General features: G+C 36.0%; 20 protein-coding genes, 1 riboswitch and 1 other annotated feature. Of the genes, 1 reads left to right on the forward strand and 19 read right to left on the reverse strand.

All coding sequences use genetic code 11. The features are described 5' to 3' along the window. Positions 1 to 97: 97 nt before the first annotated feature. Both ESZ47_RS03725 and ESZ47_RS03730 read right to left on the reverse strand, forming a co-directional pair. Positions 98 to 892, reverse strand: a complete 795-nt coding sequence (locus ESZ47_RS03725) for an NAD kinase (protein WP_148604869.1) — start codon at positions 890 to 892, stop codon at positions 98 to 100. Then, positions 889 to 1,464 carry a GTP pyrophosphokinase gene (locus ESZ47_RS03730; protein WP_148604871.1) on the reverse strand — a complete coding sequence of 192 codons (576 nt, stop codon included), beginning with the start codon at positions 1,462 to 1,464 and terminating at the stop codon, positions 889 to 891. Before ESZ47_RS03730 ends, ESZ47_RS03725 begins: the two co-directional genes overlap by 4 nt. Before the next feature lie 141 nt (positions 1,465 to 1,605). On the opposite strand from ESZ47_RS03730, the gene ESZ47_RS03735 reads away from it, so the two are divergent. After that, positions 1,606 to 2,214 carry a DsbA family protein gene (locus ESZ47_RS03735; protein WP_148604873.1) on the forward strand — a complete coding sequence of 203 codons (609 nt, stop codon included), beginning with the start codon at positions 1,606 to 1,608 and terminating at the stop codon, positions 2,212 to 2,214. A gap of 51 nt (positions 2,215 to 2,265) precedes the next feature. On the opposite strand, the gene ESZ47_RS03740 is transcribed toward ESZ47_RS03735, so the two are convergent. The 17 genes from ESZ47_RS03740 to ESZ47_RS03820 all read right to left on the reverse strand — a co-directional run bounded on the left by ESZ47_RS03740 (position 2,266) and on the right by ESZ47_RS03820 (position 20,228). Beyond that, positions 2,266 to 3,231, reverse strand: a complete 966-nt coding sequence (locus ESZ47_RS03740) for an ROK family glucokinase (RefSeq protein ID WP_148604874.1) — start codon at positions 3,229 to 3,231, stop codon at positions 2,266 to 2,268. A 160-nt stretch (positions 3,232 to 3,391) separates the two neighbouring features. Then, positions 3,392 to 3,598: a YqgQ family protein gene (locus ESZ47_RS03745; RefSeq protein WP_148604876.1), complete on the reverse strand. Its 207-nt coding sequence runs from the start codon at positions 3,596 to 3,598 to the stop codon at positions 3,392 to 3,394. Further along, positions 3,595 to 4,278 (reverse strand): rhomboid family intramembrane serine protease, encoded by a 684-nt coding sequence (locus ESZ47_RS03750; protein WP_148604878.1) that lies wholly within the window; start codon positions 4,276 to 4,278, stop codon positions 3,595 to 3,597. The genes ESZ47_RS03745 and ESZ47_RS03750 overlap by 4 nt, the downstream gene beginning before the upstream one ends. Positions 4,279 to 4,333: 55 nt before the next feature. After that, positions 4,334 to 4,747 (reverse strand): iron chaperone, encoded by a 414-nt coding sequence (locus ESZ47_RS03755; protein WP_148604880.1) that lies wholly within the window; start codon positions 4,745 to 4,747, stop codon positions 4,334 to 4,336. A 133-nt stretch (positions 4,748 to 4,880) separates the two neighbouring features. After that, positions 4,881 to 5,450, reverse strand: a complete 570-nt coding sequence (gene ntdP, locus ESZ47_RS03760) for a nucleoside tri-diphosphate phosphatase (RefSeq protein ID WP_148604882.1) — start codon at positions 5,448 to 5,450, stop codon at positions 4,881 to 4,883. Positions 5,451 to 5,500: 50 nt separating this feature from the next. Beyond that, positions 5,501 to 6,304 carry a recombination regulator RecX gene (gene recX, locus ESZ47_RS03765; protein WP_148604884.1) on the reverse strand — a complete coding sequence of 268 codons (804 nt, stop codon included), beginning with the start codon at positions 6,302 to 6,304 and terminating at the stop codon, positions 5,501 to 5,503. An 83-nt stretch (positions 6,305 to 6,387) separates the two neighbouring features. Then, the gene (gene dapB, locus ESZ47_RS03770) at positions 6,388 to 7,110 is read right to left on the reverse strand and encodes a 4-hydroxy-tetrahydrodipicolinate reductase (protein ID WP_148604885.1); all 723 of its coding nucleotides are present in this window, start codon (positions 7,108 to 7,110) and stop codon (positions 6,388 to 6,390) included. After that, positions 7,110 to 7,976 (reverse strand): 4-hydroxy-tetrahydrodipicolinate synthase, encoded by an 867-nt coding sequence (gene dapA / locus ESZ47_RS03775; protein ID WP_148604887.1) that lies wholly within the window; start codon positions 7,974 to 7,976, stop codon positions 7,110 to 7,112. Before dapA ends, dapB begins: the two co-directional genes overlap by 1 nt. A gap of 2 nt (positions 7,977 to 7,978) precedes the next feature. Next, positions 7,979 to 9,133: an N-acetyldiaminopimelate deacetylase gene (locus tag ESZ47_RS03780; RefSeq protein ID WP_148604889.1), complete on the reverse strand. Its 1,155-nt coding sequence runs from the start codon at positions 9,131 to 9,133 to the stop codon at positions 7,979 to 7,981. Between the two features lie 2 nt (positions 9,134 to 9,135). Continuing rightward, positions 9,136 to 9,837, reverse strand: coding sequence for a 2,3,4,5-tetrahydropyridine-2,6-dicarboxylate N-acetyltransferase (dapD, locus tag ESZ47_RS03785; protein ID WP_148604891.1), 702 nt, complete (start codon positions 9,835 to 9,837; stop codon positions 9,136 to 9,138). 1 nt (position 9,838) lies between these two features. After that, positions 9,839 to 11,131, reverse strand: coding sequence for a diaminopimelate decarboxylase (gene lysA / locus ESZ47_RS03790; RefSeq protein ID WP_148604893.1), 1,293 nt, complete (start codon positions 11,129 to 11,131; stop codon positions 9,839 to 9,841). Positions 11,132 to 11,214: 83 nt separating this feature from the next. Continuing rightward, a riboswitch (Lysine riboswitch) is annotated at positions 11,215 to 11,383 on the reverse strand. 108 nt (positions 11,384 to 11,491) lie between these two features. Continuing rightward, positions 11,492 to 12,334, reverse strand: coding sequence for a fructosamine kinase family protein (locus tag ESZ47_RS03795; RefSeq protein WP_148604895.1), 843 nt, complete (start codon positions 12,332 to 12,334; stop codon positions 11,492 to 11,494). Positions 12,335 to 12,511: 177 nt separating this feature from the next. Next, positions 12,512 to 13,057, reverse strand: a complete 546-nt coding sequence (locus ESZ47_RS03800) for an XRE family transcriptional regulator (RefSeq protein ID WP_148604897.1) — start codon at positions 13,055 to 13,057, stop codon at positions 12,512 to 12,514. Between the two features lie 30 nt (positions 13,058 to 13,087). Then, positions 13,088 to 13,762: a VTT domain-containing protein gene (locus ESZ47_RS03805; protein WP_148604898.1), complete on the reverse strand. Its 675-nt coding sequence runs from the start codon at positions 13,760 to 13,762 to the stop codon at positions 13,088 to 13,090. A 125-nt stretch (positions 13,763 to 13,887) separates the two neighbouring features. After that, complete coding sequence (locus ESZ47_RS03810) at positions 13,888 to 15,246, reverse strand: amino acid permease (protein WP_148604900.1); 1,359 nt, start codon at positions 15,244 to 15,246, stop codon at positions 13,888 to 13,890. Positions 15,247 to 15,369: 123 nt separating this feature from the next. After that, positions 15,370 to 17,337 carry a threonine--tRNA ligase gene (gene thrS / locus ESZ47_RS03815; RefSeq protein WP_148604901.1) on the reverse strand — a complete coding sequence of 656 codons (1,968 nt, stop codon included), beginning with the start codon at positions 17,335 to 17,337 and terminating at the stop codon, positions 15,370 to 15,372. A 75-nt stretch (positions 17,338 to 17,412) separates the two neighbouring features. Further along, positions 17,413 to 17,635, reverse strand: a binding site (T-box leader). 226 nt (positions 17,636 to 17,861) lie between these two features. Then, positions 17,862 to 20,228: an FtsK/SpoIIIE family DNA translocase gene (locus tag ESZ47_RS03820; protein WP_148604903.1), complete on the reverse strand. Its 2,367-nt coding sequence runs from the start codon at positions 20,226 to 20,228 to the stop codon at positions 17,862 to 17,864. Positions 20,229 to 20,327: the final 99 nt, after the last annotated feature.

The following is a 20,327-nucleotide window of genomic DNA, read 5'->3' on the forward strand; positions in this document are numbered from 1 at the left end:
AAATTATTCATTCTTAGCGCACTAATTGAAACGTAGGTGCTATTACTAAATTCCTCTCAAATTTATGTAGACAATTTCTTTTTAAACAACAGTTGTTTTATTCAATCTCGCTGATAAAGGCATTTTGCACTCGTCTCCAAAAATCAACATGCCTATATTGCGCAAAATGTACGCGCTTTTGTGAAACTTTAAAACGTAGTTCTGCGATATTTTGCCCCTTTATCTCTTCTTGATCATACATGACCAAGAAATGGTTACTTTTGGGTCTCATGATAATTTCTTGATCTTGAGGCACAATCAAAGGTGACCCTAATGTTCGGAATACACGATTATTTATTGAAGCAATTTCAGACATTTGTATAGCTGGCAAACTTGGGTGTAATACCGCACCACCATTAGCTTTGTTGTAGGCAGTCGAACCGGTAGGCGTGGCTACCGCAATGCCATCTCCACGAAAACGTTCAAAAGGTTGGCCGCCAAGATATATATCAGCAACCAATGTCCCTATAGGTTGTTTAATGACTGCCTCATTCAATGCTAAAAACTTATAAGCTTCGCCGCTTGTTCTGACCACAGTCAACTCTAATAATGGATAACTAACTTTTTGACCATTATCATGCAATAAACTATCGACAAACTGATTGACTTCGTCACTCAGCCAATCAGTATAAAACCCTAAGTGACCTGTATGTAAGCCTACAAAGCGAATATTTTCGATTTGATCAACATATTTTTGAAAAGCACCCAAAAGCGTGCCATCTCCGCCAACAGAAACGACAATATCTGGATTACTATTATCAATAATGACATTATTTTTTTTCATTGCTAACACTAAATTATTAGCAATGTTCACACTTTGTTCGGCCTGATTATTGAAAATTGCGATTTTCATTCTATTGCTCTTATTTCACTCAGTTCTTGATCTAAAGCAAACGTTGACTCAGATAATTTTGTTAGTCGATCAGCTAAATCTTCATTTAACTCGCCATGTTTGTAGCGTAAATCATGTTCAATCGTAGCCCAGAAATTCATAGCCATCGTGCGAACTTGAATCTCGGCCAATATTTTTTGTTCTCCAGTGTACATTTGCACTGGATACTCAATAACAAGATGGTATGATCTATACCCCGATGGCTTTGCATTGCTAACATAGTCACGTTCTTCCAAGATTTGGAAGTCTGTTCGTTGGCGCAACAAATCAACTACGGTATAAATATCTTCGACATATTTTGTCATAATGCGAACGCCAGCGATATCTTGTAAATCAAGTGCCAATCGACTTTCATCTAGATGGCGTCGAACAATTTTTTCTTCAATAGAAGCGCGAGATTTGACACGACCAGTAACAAATTCTATTGAGGAATCTTCTCCAGTTTTTTCATATTGTTGACGTAGGCCGCGAAACTTTACTTTAAGTTCTGAGACGGTTTGAATATATGGTATAAAAAATTGTTCCCAATCCATACTGTCGTCCTTTTTAATATTTTTTAATTACTACTATTCTATTTTAACATATTTATGAGCTTATCATTTGTCAACTGCCCACTTGACGACTATACTAATATTTTGTATATTAAATTAAGTTTATAATTCAGGAGATTTCCCATGCTTTCCATATATCACTTCGATACCCCATTATCCGATAACTGCTTACTGACTGAACAGTATTTACAAAATATTAGTGAAAAAATTGAGCGGTCACATCATTTATTTTTTGTCCCAATCATTAGTGAATCAATGATGAATATAATCAAAGAATCTATTGTTCTTTCGGAACCATGTGTCGATAAGCCAGAGGACAAAATAACTTTGGTCTATCGGTTAATTTTAGATTTCAAAGCTGCCCAAATTGAAGGAAATAAAAAAGCCAGAGCCTTACTTATTGAGCTTCAAAAGTCATTATTAACTGATAAAAAATCGTACTCTCTTGATTTAGTCACTGATGTCGCAAAAATGGTAAATCTGAACATACAAGACTTTTTGTATAATCGAAATTCGTCGGAGACGGTCCAATCAATTTTAGATGATCAACAATTAGCTCATGATATGTTAACAAAAATTCAACCTACTGTGGCAATTGACGATGCATTCATTTTGAATACACAAATCCTGACTAATTTTTCTGTTGATGATTTGTTGCCTGCATTTTTACCACATATCGATAATCATAAAACGCAAACAAAAACTGTTGAATCATCAGTTAATCTAGCATAACTAAATAAAAAAAACTGCTAAGAATTAGACTTAGCAGTTTTTTATTTATAATTAAACAGCCTCCCGAGCTAAACTAGCGGCACCAATTACACCAGCATCATTACCTAATTCAGCCAACTTAACACGTGTAGAATTCCGTACGGTTGGGAAAGCAAACTTATTCCAGTGTTCTTCAACACGAGCCCGTAAGAACTCACCTGCTGCTGCAACGCCACCGCCAATAACTACAGCAGATGGATTTAAAATATTCGACATAGTGGCTGTAGCATAACCAAGGTAGTAAGCTACCTTATCCACTACTTTATTAGCCAAGAAATCACCTTGCTTAGCTAAATCAAAAACAATTTTGGATGTAACTTCTTCACCATCATCAATCATTTTTTTCAATTTAGAACTACCAACATATTCTTCAGCAATGTTTTGTGCTAGATGAACCACGCCAGTAGCAGAAGCATATTGCTCTAAGCAACCTCGATTACCACATGTACATAGATAACCATCAGGTTCAACAATCATATGCCCAACTTCACCACCAGCACCAACTGTACCATGGATTAACTTGCCATTTGCTAGTAATCCACCACCAACACCTGTTCCTAAAGTAATGAATGAAACTTCGTCATCATTATTTCCAGCGCCCTTCCAAGCTTCACCGAGAGCAGCAGAATTGGCATCATTATCAATTGTTAGTGTGAATCCTGTTCCGGCTTCAATATCCGCTTTGACAGGTTGTTCTGTTTTCCAATTTAAATTAAATGCACCAGTTACTGTTCCGGCTTCTCGATCAACAGTCCCAGGTGTTCCCATACCAATACCAATAATACGTTCTTTGTCCAATTGGTACAAATCTAAATGATGATTAATTGATTCAATAATATCTGGCACAATATGTGTTCCATCATCTAATATGTTTGTTTTAATTGACCACTTTTGTTGAATTTCGCCTTGATCAGTCAAAATTGCAAACTTGATGGTTGTACCACCAAGATCGACACCAATGAGTTTATCTTTTGCCATGATTTATAAAAATGCAAAGCGTGGAAAATAGAAAGCAACAATTTATATCTATTCGTTGCCTAGCGCTAAGCACATACCCTCCATAAAATTTATTACCTATTCATTTTAACAGAAAGTGCTTACATAATGCAAGCGTTTTCATCATTTTCAGTATTTGTTTTCAATCACTCGGATTTTTTAGTTCTATAGCATGTTCACGTGACAAAATTAATTTGATAGTTGCATAATTTTTAACATCTAGGATATCAGATTTTCGAAGATTATCTACCTCTAACGCTGCTAATTCAATGTCCCAAAGGCGTTTTCCTACATGAATATAAATTCCAAATTCTTTTAAATACTGCAATACATCATAAAATGTTGTCATACCAACACCCCTACCCAAAAAGTTAAAATAATAAGTACTATGGTTATCAGTCCCATCCCTAAGCGAACTGAAACAGCATACTTTCCACTTAGGCCGTAAAAACCAAACATCACTGCAAACATCATACCACCTACCAGACCGCCAATGTGTCCCCAAATATCAATATCTGTTGATGAAAATCCCGTCACCAAATTTAAGATAACAAAAAGGACTAACATAGTGCCTATAGATTTAACCTGAGGATCTTCTTTAAAACGAATGGCATATAAAATCATACCACCAAACATCGCAAATAAAGCCGTTGAAGCCCCAACTGAAATGGTTTCTGGAGCCAACAAGTATGAAAAAATATTGCCAACCACACCACCAAAGAAATATAATCCGAAGAATTTAATACTACCAAATGCTCTTTCAACAAGTGGTCCAATAAACCACAAAGTAATCATATTAGTAATGATGTGTAAAAAACCAGCATGAAGAAATATTGGTGTCACTAGGCGCCAATACTCGTTCTTTAATTCAATGTAAGGTCCCCATTTTGCACCCATACCAATCAAAAATGCGCTATTTTCAATATTGCCACGACTTAAAATGAATTCCACTAGAAATATAAAGATAGTGACCAAAAATATAACTGTTGTAACAGGTGCGTTTTGATATTGTTTTTTTAATGCATTCATAGTTTTATTTTAACAGATTGTGCCTCTAATTTGTTTTCATCATATCTTCCGTTACTTATTTTTGTATGCTTTTCTGAATTAGAGATTTTATTGTTTCTTTTGTATCTGGTGTCATTTTTTTTATAGCAAATGAAGTCGCCCAAATATCGCCATTATCTAAATTTGCAACATCATTAAATCCTATTGTGGAATATCTTGCCTTGAATTTTGTTGCTGGTTGAAAGAAAAAAATAACTTTTCCATCTTTATTAGCATAAGCTGGCATTGAATACCACGTTTTTGGTTGCAATTCAGGAGCTATTTTTTGAACAAGATGATGAATTTCCATGGCAATTAGCGATTCATCATCAGTCATTTCAGAAATTTTTTCCAAAACATCTGCTTCCGTATTTTTAGCTTTTCTCAGCTCTTGGGCACGTTCACGCATCGCCTCACGTTCAAAGTCAGAAAAAACTTTTTTATTATTCATTTTGTCCAATCTCCAGTCATTTGTTTTTTTACTTTACAATAAGTGATAAATAAACACAACAAATATGACTGAAAATATTCAAAATAAGGACAAATGCACTAGAAAAAGCATTCGGAAAGTCGAATGCTTTTTCTCAACGACGATCTTTTAACCGCTGTTGCATCAAATATTGATATCGTGTATACCAAACGTCAACATATCCTTGAGAGAATGGCCCAGATCCTTCATTTATCCAATCAACTAAAATTTTGACATGCGCTTTCAAAATTTTATCAATTTCAGGCGGGTAATGCCACTTTTTACTATGAGCAGCATACTCATCTGCATCTAGCAAATGTTTAACACCATCGGGAAAAACTTTGATATCTAAATCGTAATCAATATACTTTAATGCCTCTTTATCTAACACATAAGGAGAAGCCAAGTTACAATAATACGACACACCATTATCACGAATCATCGCGATAATATTAAACCAATATTTCTTATGGAAATAAACAATAGCCGGTTCTCTGGTCACCCATCGCCTGCCATCATCTTCCGTTACTAAAGTGTGATCATTTAAACCAATAATAGAATTTTCACTGGTTTTTAACACCATAGTATCTCGCCAAGTTCGATGCAACGAGCCGTCATGCTTATAGCTTTTGATCGTGATGAAGTCACCTTCGCGTGGACCGCGATTTGGTTTATCAACGTTCATAACGCTACCTACTCTTCTGACACCGAATTTCTATTTTATTGTACCACATTTCAATAGCTTTCATCTATTTCTAAATCATGAATAACCTTATTAATCATCTCAGAATCAAATCCTTTTTGATACAGATTATTTTTTGTTTTGTATACTCTTTGGCTGAGGGATTGATTACGATATCGAAACCAAATTTTAGTTGCTTTTCGCTTAATATTCGCTATTTCTGTTTCTTCATCATTTTCTGATATAACACGGTCAACAGCAAGCGTTGCAATGTCAAATGGGAATCCTTTCATTGCTAAATTTTGCATTATTTTTTGTTTTTTTAAACGTGTTGACTCTTTTTTATAAGTATTTGCAGATTTTATAGCTAGTTTTTGTGAAATATCAATTTGTTCTTGATCCGTATAGTTTTCTAAAGCAAGCATGATATTTTGTTCACTGATACCAGCCTGTTTCAAATCCCTCTTAATAACATTAGGCCCTTTGGGACTAATCTTTTTTTTAGTTGCAACGTAATGACATGCATAATTCAAATCATTGAGATATTTTTTGGTCTGCAATTGTGCAATAACATGATTTTGAATATCAACGGCTATCTCTTTTTCATTCATTTTTTGACGCACTTGTTTAGTCGTTCGCAATGAATGACTGAGATAATTAAGAGCAATAGTTAATGCTTTGGAAATCTCATCCTCATGTTTAATTTTGTCAATTAAAGGTTCATCTAGTTCTCGACCCTTAGCGAGAGCAAATTTAATTAAAACACTTTCAGCTACACCAAAAGCAAATTGATTATCTAAATAAACACTATAGCGACCTGCTTTATTTTGTGTTGCAATTTTAGTAATTTTTTTCATAATTATATTGTACGATAAATTGCTTATTTTGATTTATGTTAAAAATAAAAAGATATTACTGTTGCCAATAACATCTTCTTAATTTAAATAATCTGATCTAACCCAACAATCAAGCCTTCTACTTTTTGCACTGCAGCTAATGATCTAATAACACCAGGGACAAAAGCAGTTCGACTAGTAGTACTTTGTACCAATGTTAGCTGCTCATCCACGCCACCAAAGTGAACACTCTGTTGTGCAATATAGCCAGGTAATCTCAAGGAATGAACTGGTACACCGTCAATATTCTCTCCACGGGCAGAATCACTTGACGTTGGTGTTGGTTCTTCACTACGAGCAGCTGAGATTAGCTTAGCTGTTTGTTTAGCGGTTCCAGAGGGAGCATCTACTTTTTTAGGATTATGCACCTCAATAACTTCAACATCTGGAAAGTACCTAGCAGCTAATTGAGAAAACTGCATGAGCAAGACAGCTGATAAACTAAAGTTTGGCACAATTAGTACACCTTTAGTTGCTTTTTCCCGTATTTTGGAAATCTGTTCATCAGATAAACCAGTCGCTCCAATCACGACTGCCATATCATGTTGAATAGCATATAGTGTATTTTCATACACGGTTGCTGGCGTACTAACATCAAGCCAAATATCTGCTGTAACATCAATTTCATCTAGTGAAGTCCAAACTGGCACTTTACTTTCATGTTGCTGACCACTCAAAATACCAACAATTTCATAATTTTCAGTTAAATTATCTTGAATAGCCTGACCTAACTTACCAAATCCACCTGCTAAAATTATTTTTGTCATTATTTCTCCAATAGTTTATTTAAATGCTTTTTCTCTTCGGTAGTCAATGGAACCAATGGCAACCGAACAGCTTCCCCTACCAATTCTTTTTCTGCTAATTTAGTTTTTACTGGTGTTGGTGAAGGATAAGCAAATAATGCATTCATCCGAGGTGTTAAGAAACGTTGTAATCGCCCAGCTTCATGCCAATCATTATTATCCATTGCTTTAAATAATGATGTCATTTCATCCCCATAAATATGAGAAGCAACCGATATAGTACCAGCGCCACCAACAGTATAAGCAGATAGTGTCATCGCATCTTCGCCTGTATAGACTGCGAAATCTTCGGTTTTTTCTACTTCAGCCGCAATAAATTCTGGAGAAGTTGTTTCCTTAATCGCATTAATATTCGTATGCTGTGACAACTCAATAACACTTTCAACAGTTAATCCAACAACTGTTCGTCCGGGAATATTGTACAACATAACAGGCTTCTTTGAGGCATCAGCAATGGCCTTAAAATGAGCAATCATACCAGCTTGGCTTGGTTTACTGTAATACGGCGTAACAGCTAAAATACCATCAATATGATTAATTTGGCTCAATGTTCTTGCTGCTTCAATGGACTCTTTTGTATTATTTGATCCAGCATTTGCAATCAGTAATGCGCGACTACCAACTTGTTCCGCAATAAAGGTAGTTAAATTGATTTTTTCTTCAAAAGACAGTGTTGGTGATTCTCCGGTTGTTCCGGCTATAACAAAGCCTTGAGAACCATGAATTAACAAATGTTCAATTAAATTCTTCAGTGCATCATAATCAATCTCATCAGTTGCTGTAAATGGGGTAACAATTGCCGTAATTAAATGAATTCCTTCGTACATGCTTATTCTCCTTGTGACATTCGCCAAATAATAAAATCTTTTAGAGCATTAAAGCCTGGCCACAACGCTGCTTCATCTATGTTTAGTTTGCCACTATGTAGCGAGTGGTTATCATTAACACCTAACCAAAGCATAACGCCTGGAATATGTTGTAATATATAACCAAAGTCCTCACCAGTCATTGCTGGTGTAGCTTCTTCAAATGCGATACTTTCATTATTTTTCATAAATGATATTAGATTTTTTGCTAACTTTGGATTATTTTCGACAGGTAAATAACTACCTGTTTCAAGACTAACATCAATTTTGACATCATTAGCTAATGCAATACCGTCAACTATTTGTTGAATACGTGTCGTCATTGCATCTAACCCAACTTTAGTCATACTGCGAACAGTTCCTGCAAAATTGACGGTGTCAGGAATAACATTATTTGTAAAACCGCCGCTAATCATACCAATACTTACTACACCACCTTCAATCGGATCAACGTCGCGTGAAACAATTGTCTGTAACATCATAATTAGTTCAGACGAAATCACAATCGGATCTTTCACTAGATGAGGATAGGCTGCGTGACCACCTTGGCCATGAACTGTTACACGAAGTTCGGCAGTACCAGCAAATAGTGTACCATCTAACGTACTTAATGTTCCAGCCGGCAAATTAGGTTGATCATGAATACCATAAAATTCATCAGGACACCACTCACCTTCAAAAAGTTGTAAATCAACAGCCAATTTACCGCCACTTTTTGATTCTTCAGCTGGTTGAAAAAAGATAATTAAATTATCTTTAGGCTGGTATTCACTAAAGTATTTTGCCAATCCCAGTGCAAGTGACATATGAACATCGTGTCCACAAGCATGCATTACACCATCACGTATTGATTCAAATGGTAGTCCTGTTTGTTCACTAACTGGCAGAGCATCAATGTCAGAACGGTAACCAATAGTTTTTTGGGGATTAGTGCCAGAAAATTTTACTAGTAAAGCAGTAGGTAATTCATCGACTTGACGAATTGTCATAAAATCCTTTTTCCAAGATTGAATTTTATTGAGTAGATAATCATGGGTATCAAACTCTTCCAAAGCAAGCTCAGGAATCTGATGTAAATCACGCCTATATAATCTTAAATCTTCTTCACTAACTGGCATAATTACAAGCCTCTTAATGCGTCAACTAACGCAGTTTTTTGTTGCGTTTTTGAATCTATCTCCTTTATTACCTTGGCTGGGACTCCTGCTACAACTGTGTTAGCTGGTACGTCCTTAGTAACAATGGCACCTGCAGCTACAACTGCACCATCACCAACTTGTACACCTTCAATAATCACTGCATTTGCACCAACTAATACATTGTTACCTACCCGAACTGGTTGAGCAGAAGCTGGTTCAATGACACCAGCTAATACTGCTCCTGCACCGATGTGAGAATTTTCACCAACAATAGCACGACCACCCAGCACTGCACCCATATCAATCATTGTACTAGCACCAATTTCTGCTCCAATATTAATCACTGCTCCAAGCATAATTACTGCATTATCACCAATTTGAACTTGTTCACGAATAATGGCACCTGGCTCAATACGAGCATTAATGTCTTTTTTATCCAACAATGGTACAGCTGAGTTACGAGCATCATTTTCAATTAGTAAGTTTTCTGCTGGTAGTGATGTGATTAATTGTTGAACTTCAGACCAATCACCAATTAATTGTCCAAATTGTTCAGTACCAAAATGTTGAACACTTGCTGGTATTTCAGCAGCCAAGTGTCCTTTATAAGTTACTTTAACTGGTGTCACTTTTTTTGCGTTTGCGATAAAATCAATTAATTTTTGTGCTTCATTTTCAGCCATATTATTTATCTCCTAATGTGTAATCTTGATCTAAACTAATTAAATGTTCAAATGTTTCTCGCTCTACAACTACTTGATGTTGCCCATTTTCGACAAACACCACGGCTGGTCGAGGGTTACGATTGTAATTTGACGCCATTGCATAGCCATAGGCGCCTGTAGCTAATACAGACAAAATATCTCCTGGTTTTGTAGCTGGCAATGATTCTTGCCAAACTAATACATCACCTGACTCACAGTATTTTCCAGCAACACGTACAACCTCTTCTGCATTGGCATTCGGTTGATTGGCCAAAATAGCTTCATAATTTGCTTGATAAAGTGCAGGACGAATATTATCCCCCATGCCACCATCAACTGCCAAATAACTTCTGATACCTGGGATATCTTTACGTGAACCAACAGTATACAAAGTTTGCCCCGCAGGGCCTACAATAGAACGTCCAGGTTCAATCCAAATTTCAGGCATTTGCCAATTATACTGTACCGATTTTTCTTTCAGAACATGAATAATAGCATCTGCAAATTCGCTCTCTGGTAGTGGTTGATCTTCATCAGTATATCGAATACCAAATCCACCACCTGTATTAATAACTTCTGGTTGCCATCCCCATAAATAAGCAGTATCAGCTAATAAGGCTGCATTTTTTTCAAAACCGGTTACGTCAAATATTTGCGAGCCAATATGTGCATGTAACCCGCGCAAATGAAAATTAACATCATTTATAGCAATTTCATAGGCTCGCTTTGCTTGTCCAGTTTGTAAATCAAAGCCAAACTTACTATCTTGCTGGCCAGTACTAATAAATTCATGCGTATGCGCTGAAATGCCTGGAGAAATGCGAAGTAGAATGTCTTGCACAATATTCTGTTCAGCAGCAATTTCTGACAACAGTTGTAATTCCAAAAAATTATCAACAATTATCGTACCAACCCCATTTTTAACAGCCATCAAGAGTTCTTCATAACTCTTATTGTTACCATTAAAACTCAAATAAGTTGTCGGAAATCCAGCCTTTATTGCCGTATATAACTCGCCACCAGATACGACATCGGCATGGATATTTTCTTGCGCTGCAACCTGATATATAGCTTTAGTAGCAAATGCTTTACCAGCATAGCTAACAACGTATGGTACATTTTCTTTCTCAAAAATTCGCTTAAATGCCCGCATCGTCTTTCGTATCAGTGATACATCATATACAGCTAGTGGTGTACCATAGGTTTGAGCTAATTCAACTGCGTCAACACCATCAATCGTTAGATGTTGTTTTTCATTTACTGGATACATCATCATTTCCCCTTAAATTCCACAAAAAAGCCCCTGATAGGTTCGCAAAACGGACTTATCAAAGGCTTTTACTTAGCAATTTTGACAGTTTCCATAGCTCCCCGCATCGCTGCGACAGTCTAATAGCTCTTAACTATTAGCCCAATTCATATCATTTGTAGATAATATGAACTTCGGCGATATCCCCTAGGCTTATCATCTATTGCTACAGCAACTCCGATAAGTTTATTGTCAATCGCGACCTCTATGTGAAATATTATTTTATACTGACCTTAGTATGACGGATTTATAATAATATGTCAAGTTTTAATAAAAAAATATCATATAATACCCTAATACTTGCTAATTATGCAGTGTAACTTATTAAAACGAAGTTAATAGCTTATTCAAACGTGGAGCATACAAATCACCAAATCTAATAAAATGCATCAAAATGTAATAAAATTCATACCATCTCATTCTCTCTTGCCATCCTTTATCCAAAGGCCATTCTTTCATGTACGTTTCATAAAATGAGCTATCAAATCCTGGAAATACTTTGGATATGGCTATATCATATTCCCTATCCCCATAAAATACATTTGGGTCAATAAAAATAGGCTGTCCTGTTTCATTAAACATAAAATTTCCTGCCCAAAAGTCACCATGCAATAGTGATGAACGGACTGATTGAGCATGTATGTCATTTAAGATTTTTTTACGTAAATTACTATAATGATCACCTCGTTGTGTTAACCAAAAGTTGTTTTTTCTGGCTTGTGCCATCAGCGGATCAAGACGTTGTTCAACAAAAAATTCAGCCCAAGTTTTTTTCCATGTATTATTTTTCGGCACAAAATCAACTAGATTATCACTATCAAAACCAAATTTATCTGTCGTTTTTTGATGTAGTTTAACTAATTCTCTTGCTAAATCTTGCTGTAACCCATTCCCCTGATTAATCCACGATAACATTAAATAAGCATTCCCTTTTATTTGTCCTTGGGTAAGAGCACGAGGTACAGTAACCACTTCACTCAGTGCATTCAGGCCGGCAACCTCATGGTCAAAAAAACTAGCTGCTGATTTTTGTTGGATTTTCAAAAAGTATCGCTTGTTATTAGAATACAATGAGAAGGCCTCATTAATATCCCCACCCCGTACTTTTTGTACATCATGAGGGGCCTCTAACCCTAAACGAGAAATGAAATCTTTGCCTAAGTTCATATTATCCTCCAAAATTATTCTCGAACAAAAAAACACAATTTTCAATTGAAAATTGTGTTTTTGGCAAAATAATACCCTTATCATCGACAAGCATATGCAATTGTCTGCTAAGTATTATCATCTGACTGTAGTTTATCACACTATCATACTTCTCGTCACTATTTTGTTATAACTAACTTAATCAATAATCGGTACATTACCCGAAATCATTAAATTCGTTACATCAATATATTTTTCTTTATTTATACGCAGCAAACGCCAATCGTAGACTCTATCATTATCAAACTCATCAATATAAGGCTCAAACTGACCTTTTGTCTGTAATATTAAATATCCAGCAAAAGCTTCAGTAAATTGAGTGTTTGTTTCAACAACTCTAACTAATTGTTTGTTAGAAAAAAAACCAACAGCTAATTTATCACCCTGCCATTGACCTTCAAATGCCCATTTTAGCGTAATCCAATCAGAAAGCGTTATACCTAAATTCAAAATATAGTCTATCGATAGTCGAATGTGGATTGGATGCTTTTTAGACTGAGATTTTATGCCTTTTTCATCCATTTTAGTTGAAAAAAGAGCACTCAGTGCTTCCAAATTTTCGATTGTTGGTATTTTTTTATTGACTTGCCAATAATCAAGCATTACAGTGTCAACATCTATCGCATCAGCCACTTCTGTTGTAGTTGTATCAGTTAATTGTTGTAATTTTTTTAAATTATTCATTATTTTATTGATTAAGATTGCCTAAAAGCTTTATTTACCAATGATTTTTTTCTGTCTCTTTGAAATCATTGCCGACCGAATAACACCAATTATCGTTGGCATTAGCGTAACTAATGCTATGCCTAAAATAATTACTGAAAAATGAGCTTTAACGAAAGGAATATTACCGAACAAATAACCAGCGCCTGTGGCAATTAAACTCCAAGAGAAGGCAGCAATTAAACTATTACGTAAAAAGTGTTTATATGAAAACTGGCTAATGCCAGCTACAAAAGGTACAAACGTACGTACAATAGGCATATAACGTCCAACAATGATCGCGGCAGCACCACGTTTTTCAAAAAACACCTCTGCCTCTTTGATATGGTCTTCCTTAATAAAACGGCCAAACAGTGGATGATGTAATAATCTATAACCACCAGTTCGTCCTATCCAGAAATTTACTGAATCACCAATAACGGCAGCAAGAAAGAACACAACCATAAACACCCAATGATTTAATCCTGCATGTAATCCAGCAGGCGTTGCAGCAATAGCTCCGGCTGCGAATAATAAGGAATCACCTGGTAAAAACGGCATAATAACACTACCAGTTTCAACAAAAATCACAGCAAATAAAATCACATAAGTCCACAAGCCAAATACTTGTACAAGATTACTGATATGAACATCTATATGCAAAATAAAATCAATCAAAAAAGACATAAGTTTCTCCTAATTAAGAATACTACTATTTTACCATATCTATACACCATAATTAGATAACATATCCACGACTTCAATTGTATCTTTAAATAAAAATCGTGTGCAATATTGCACTGAAAAATAAATTATTTTGGTTGTCTATTGGAGATAAATCCAAACAAGATCATCCATAATGTAGCACCAATGGCGGGTAACCGTGATTCTGGATTAAAGAACAATGTAACAAAAACAAATGCAAAAAATAGTATAGCTGTTGGTACTAATGTTCTAGGCGCAATAACAAGAAAGCCATCCGGTAAATAACTATCGGACTTACGGTATTTCATATAGGCCAATAACGTTAGTACGTAAATCATCAAAAATAAGTCAGTCGATGCGCTTGTCACAAAACTAAATGCATTTGTTATAGCTGGAATAACAGAAATAATTGCTGAAAAAGCTACCATTAAAGACGTTAACAACACAGCATTGATTGGTAACTGTGTTTTAGACATTTTCTTAAAAGGTTGTAAAAACTTAACATTTGATTGAAAAGCCAATGCATAAAAATTACGACTAGCACTAAACAAAACAGAATTTAGGGCTGATGCAGCACTAGTTAATACAACAAAGTTGATGAGTGCTGCGGCCCATTTTACTCCCGCTAATTCAAAAACCATCACAAATGGACTTTGGTTTGCCGGAATTTTTTGCCATGGATATATTGTCATAATAATGAACAAGGCACCTAAATAGAAAAATAAAATACGCCAAGGAATTTGATTAATTGCTTTCGGCAATACTGCACGAGGATTTTCAGTCTCTGCAGTTGTCATACCAATAAATTCCATACCAACAAAAGCAAACATAACCATTTGAAAGGCATTAATGAAATTCCCAACCCCATTTGGAAAAAGTTCAAAATGATGCCAGACATTACTAAATGCCACTTGACCAACAGGCGTCTCAAACCCCGTTAAAGCCATTATAATGCCAGTAACAATTAAAGCCAAAATAGCCACTATCTTAATCATAGCAAACCAAAATTCTGTTTCGCCATAAAGCGCGACAGCAATAAGGTTTATTGAGGTCAATAAGATCAACATAATCACTTGAATTAACCAACTTGGCACACTAGGTAACCAAAATTGAATATATTTAGCAACCGCCGTTAATTCAGCCATCCCCATAAACACGACAGTTAACCAATAAGACCATCGAGCAAAAAATCCGGCACGATTACCTAAAAATTTAGTAATAAAAGTGATAAAAGTATGTTGGTTTGGCTCAGCATAGAGCATCTCTCCCATGGCACGCATGACCACAAACATAAACATACCAATGATTAAATAAACCAACAAAATTGATGGTCCTGCAAAGTGAATAGAATTTCCCGCGCCCATGAATAGACCTGTTCCAATTGTGCCACCAATAGCTATTAACTGAACATGTCTATTTTGTAAACCTCGTTTTGGAAGATTACTGTCACCTTTTGAATCGGACATAATATTATAAATTTCCCTTTCCTACTGACAAAGCACCCTTCGAAAATCTCAGGGTGCCTAGCTTCTGTACACATTCTACACCTGTGTAGTTTGTTCCTTAGTTTTTAAATAAATATAAATACTTTATTCTGTTGCTTCTGTTACACGTGAATAATTAGAAACGTCTGATACGATTAATTTCTGGAATTGATCAAATGACATTGTCGATGTATTCGCTTCACCGTATTTACGGACAGTCACAGTATCATTATCAACTTCTGAATCACCAAGAACCAAAGTATATGGAATCTTATTTGTCTGTGCTTCACGTATGAGGTAGCCCATTTTAGCATCTTTAGTTTCGACGTTAGCTCGTAATCCAGCATTTTGTAACTTTTGTTGGATAGCATTAGCATAATCGCCATGCGCACCTAAATTAACCGGAATAATTTGCACCTGCAAAGGTGATAGCCATGTTGGAAAAGCTCCTTTGTACATTTCAATCAAATACGCTGTAAATCGTTCCATTGTACCAACGATACCACGATGCAACATTACTGGACGATGGTTATCCAGACCATCACGACCAATATATTTCAAATCAAAACGTTCTGGTAACAAGAAATCTAACTGTATTGTTGATAATGTTTCTTCATTACCTAACGCTGTCTTTGTTTGAACATCTAGCTTTGGTCCATAAAATGCAGCTTCGCCTTCAGCTTCAAAATAATCCAAGCCTAAATCGTCCATTGCTGTTTTTAATTGTTGCTGTGACTTTTCCCACATATCGTCGTCATCAAAATACTTTTCTGTATTTTTAGGGTCACGATATGATAAGCGGAAACGGTAATCTTTGATATTGAAATCACGATAAACACCCATCATCATTGTTAAAATAGACTTAAATTCTTCTTCTAACTTTTCGGGTTCAACAAATGTATGCCCATCATTTAATGTCATTTCACGTACACGTGAGAGTCCAGTTAAAGCACCAGACTTTTCATAACGATGCATCATACCTAATTCGGCAATTCGCATTGGCAATTCACGATATGAACGTGGCTTATGGTTAAATACCATAATATGTGAAGGGCAGTTCATTGGACGTAATTCCAAAAACTCCCCATCTCCCATGTCCATTGGTGGGAACATATCTTCACGATAATGATCCCAATGGCCAGATGTCTTATACAAATTCAAGTTAGATAAAACTGGTGTGTACACGTGCTGATAGCCATTAGATAGTTCTTTATCTGTGATATATCTTTCAACTTGTCGTCTAATTGTTGCACCGTTTGGTAACCAAACAGGTAACCCTGAACCAACCTCTTGACTAGTGAAAAATAAATCCAAGTCTCTACCGATAACACGATGGTCACGTTCTTTAGCCTCTTCACGACGAGCAATCTCTGCATCGACATCAGCAGCTTTCCAAAATGCTGTGCCATATACTCGCTGCATCATTGCATTATTTGAATTACCACGCCAATATGCGCCAGCCACAGAAGTTAGTTTAAAATGCTTAATCCAGCCAGTAGATGGCACTAAACCACCCCTATCAAGCTCGACATGATCACCTTGAATAGCAATCGTGATTTTCTCTTCTGCCGGCAAATCGTTAATTAATTCGATTTTGTATGGATCATGCGCAAACAATTTCAAAGCTTCATCACGTGTGATTTCCTGTGAGAGAATTGGTAAATCTTCTTTTACAATTTTGTGCATCATAGCTTCAATTTCAGAAAAATCTTCGATTGAGACTTGATTTCCTGCACCATTATCCGTATCGTAGTAAAAGCCATTTTCAATAAAAGGTCCTACGCCAAATTGGATATTTGTAAATTTTGGTAAACGCTTCAATGCTTGCGCCAACAAATGTGATGCTGAATGGCGCAAAATTTGTAATGCTTCGTCGTCTGATGTTGTAATTAATTGAAAATCTCCACTTTCAGTTATTACATCATTCATACCAACATATGAGCCATTAATTTTTCCTGATACTGATTTCTTTGCCAATGACTTTGAAATGCTAACAGCCACTTCAATTGGCTTAACACCCTCACCAAATGTTTTAACAGCTCCATCTGGAAATGTAAGATTAATTTCTGACATGATTTTTTCCTCTCAATTCAATGCTAGTAAACTACATCAATAAAACAAAAACGTCCCTTTAGATTAATTGAAATCTAAAGGGACGTTTTACCGCGGTACCACCCAAGTTTAAATAGCACATAGTTTCAGCACTACTTCTCTCAAATGATATGTAACGGTATCACCCGGATAAACTTTCAACCTATTTACTAATTTATCACTCAAAGGTAGTCTCGCATGCATGCATTGCTTATTTTCACCAAGCATAAGCTCTCTTTTAAATGCAGAACAATGAAGTTGTCCTTATCAATGTTTCTGAGAAACATCATAACATTTTTTTCTCGTTGACGCAATTATTTTCTCAAATCGCTTAAAACAATTTTCATTGCATCTAAAGCAACTTCATCATGATCCAAAATACCATTATCAAGAACATTTTGTAGTGCGTCTATTTGTAATTTCGTTAGTGCCATATGACTTCGTTTCCTTTTTTACTTAATAACTTAATTATACGCAAACAAATAATAAAATCTATTTTTTGAGGATTAATGTTCAATCCCTGAACTGCCATCTGATATATTAACATGACGTGGTCTTGATCCATCAGCTGGACCAATATAACCACCAGCTTCTAAGTCATCAATAAGACGTGCTGCTCGATTATAACCTATTCTAAAACGTCGTTGCAATAAAGATGTTGAAGCTTTTTGTTGCTCAATAACAAACTGCAAGGCTTCTTGGAATAACTCATCATCACTATTTCCATCAGTGCTTTCTGAGTTGTCCTGCGCAATTTCTTCATCTGTGACTGTCATTGCATCTGAGTACTGTGCCGCTTGCTCCGATTTAACAAATTCAACAATATTTGTCACATCCATGTTACTAATAAAAGCTCCTTGAACACGCTGTGTCGGTTTACCAGGAGGCGCAAAAATCATATCTCCCTTTCCAAGTAACTTCTCAGCGCCGTTACTATCCAAGATAGTACGTGAATCAATACCAGATGCTGTTCTGAAAGCAATTCTCCCCGGAATATTACTTTTGATAGTCCCATTGATTACTTTAACATCTGGTCGCTGAGTAGCCAAAATCATATGAATTCCAGCTGCTCTTGCTTTAGCACCAAGACGAGCAATTGATACTTCTATTTCATTGCCAACTGTACTCATTAAATCAGCAAATTCATCAACTATCGCAACAATATATGGCATTGGTTGCATGATTGATTGATCTGTGTCTTTGGCTTCTTTGTTCTGTTTTTCGACAGCTGCATTATACTCACCAATATTACGTTTTCCAAACTGCGCTAACAATTTATAACGATTTTCCATTTCATCAACTACTTTTTGTAGTGATTTTGCTGCTTTACGCGGTTCCGAAACTACAGGGGTTAGTAAATGAGGAATACCATTATAAATAGACAACTCAACAACTTTTGGATCGACCATCATTAGTTTTACTTCATTTGGTTTCGCACGTAGCAGGATAGAAACAATAATACCATTCAAACCAACTGATTTTCCAGATCCAGTAGATCCCGCAATAAGTAAGTGAGGCATAGCTGACAAATCCGCCATAATGATATTCCCTGTCACATCTCGACCTAACGGCACATTCAATGGATTATCATCAAACTGAGCATTTTCAATCATATCACGAAAACCAACCGTAGCTTGGGTATCATTGGGTACTTCTATACCAACATAAGGCTTTCCTGGAATTGGCGCTTCTATTCGTATTGACTTGGCTGCTAGTGCTAATGCTAAATCATCAGCCAGATTAGCGATTCGATTAACCTTGACTCCCTGACCTGGTTTCAATTCATATTGCGTTACAGTAGGTCCAAGTGAAACACTTGTTACTTCAGCTTCAACACCAAAGCTCTGCAGAGTATCATGCACTAGGCGAGATTTGTCTGTCAATCCTTTAAACTCTTTTGTCTGGTCTGTTGGTGGTAACTGCGTTAATAAATCAGATGTAGGCAACTGATAGTCCGGGTTTTCTTCCCCTGATAATTGTGTGGCAACTTCTTTAGCAGGTGAAGTATTTTCCACGTTCTTTTCTGGTGATTTTTGAAGGGGCTTTTGTTCAACTGGTCCATTCCACTTAATTTCAGGTTCATTGAAATTTTCTTGAACAGTGCTATCTTTCAAAATCTGATGAGTCTCAATCGTTTTAGTATTATCTATTGGTTGATCAGTACCAACCCCCAAAGGGTCGTCCCCATAATCCGTGATATCTTTTTTGTGCCGATCACGTTTGAAAAATGACTGTCGCGTGGTTTTTTCAGAACTAGAACGTTTCTCTTGTATCGTTGATACACCTTGCTGTGCTTTTTCAACACCCTGTTGCACAATCTCTCGTGCTGGAATGCGGAAAAATATTGCAATTCCACTGAATAATAAAATAACAGTTACAATCCACGTACCAATACTAGACATCAATGTTACTAACAAATAATAAAGTGCTGCACCAATTATGCCACCACCAACTGGCGTATTCGCAGATTGATTAGTGAAATCTTGGCCAATCAATCGTACAACTTCACTAACGTAGCCATCATTACTTTTCAATGTGTATTCAAAAAATAGCAATGATGAAATTATCTCAACCGCAATAAAAGCCATCAATGCGCCAACCCAAAAGTGTGCTGCTATTTTAGGTAGCTTCCTTGTAATAAAATAGTATCCCAAATACAATGTCGTAGGTATAAGCGTAACCAAATAAATGTTACCAAAGAAAAACCGAAAGATATCAGCTATAAAAATACCCAATATGCCCAATTTAAAAATACCCAGAATACCCAATACAATACAACCTAAAAAACTTAAGTTTTGAACCAAAGGATTTTTTTTGTTATTTTTTTTACCGCGTGTTGTGCGGCGCCTTTGTGTTGTTTTCCTCGTCGCCAAAATTTTACCTCGTGTTTTATACTAATACCTTATTTTATCATTTTTAAAACCCGAACAAACGTTCACTTGTAATTCTTAAAGTTTGCTTAAATCTAATTA

This window comes from Leuconostoc litchii (assembly GCF_008107645.1).
Lineage (GTDB): Bacteria > Bacillota > Bacilli > Lactobacillales > Lactobacillaceae > Leuconostoc > Leuconostoc litchii.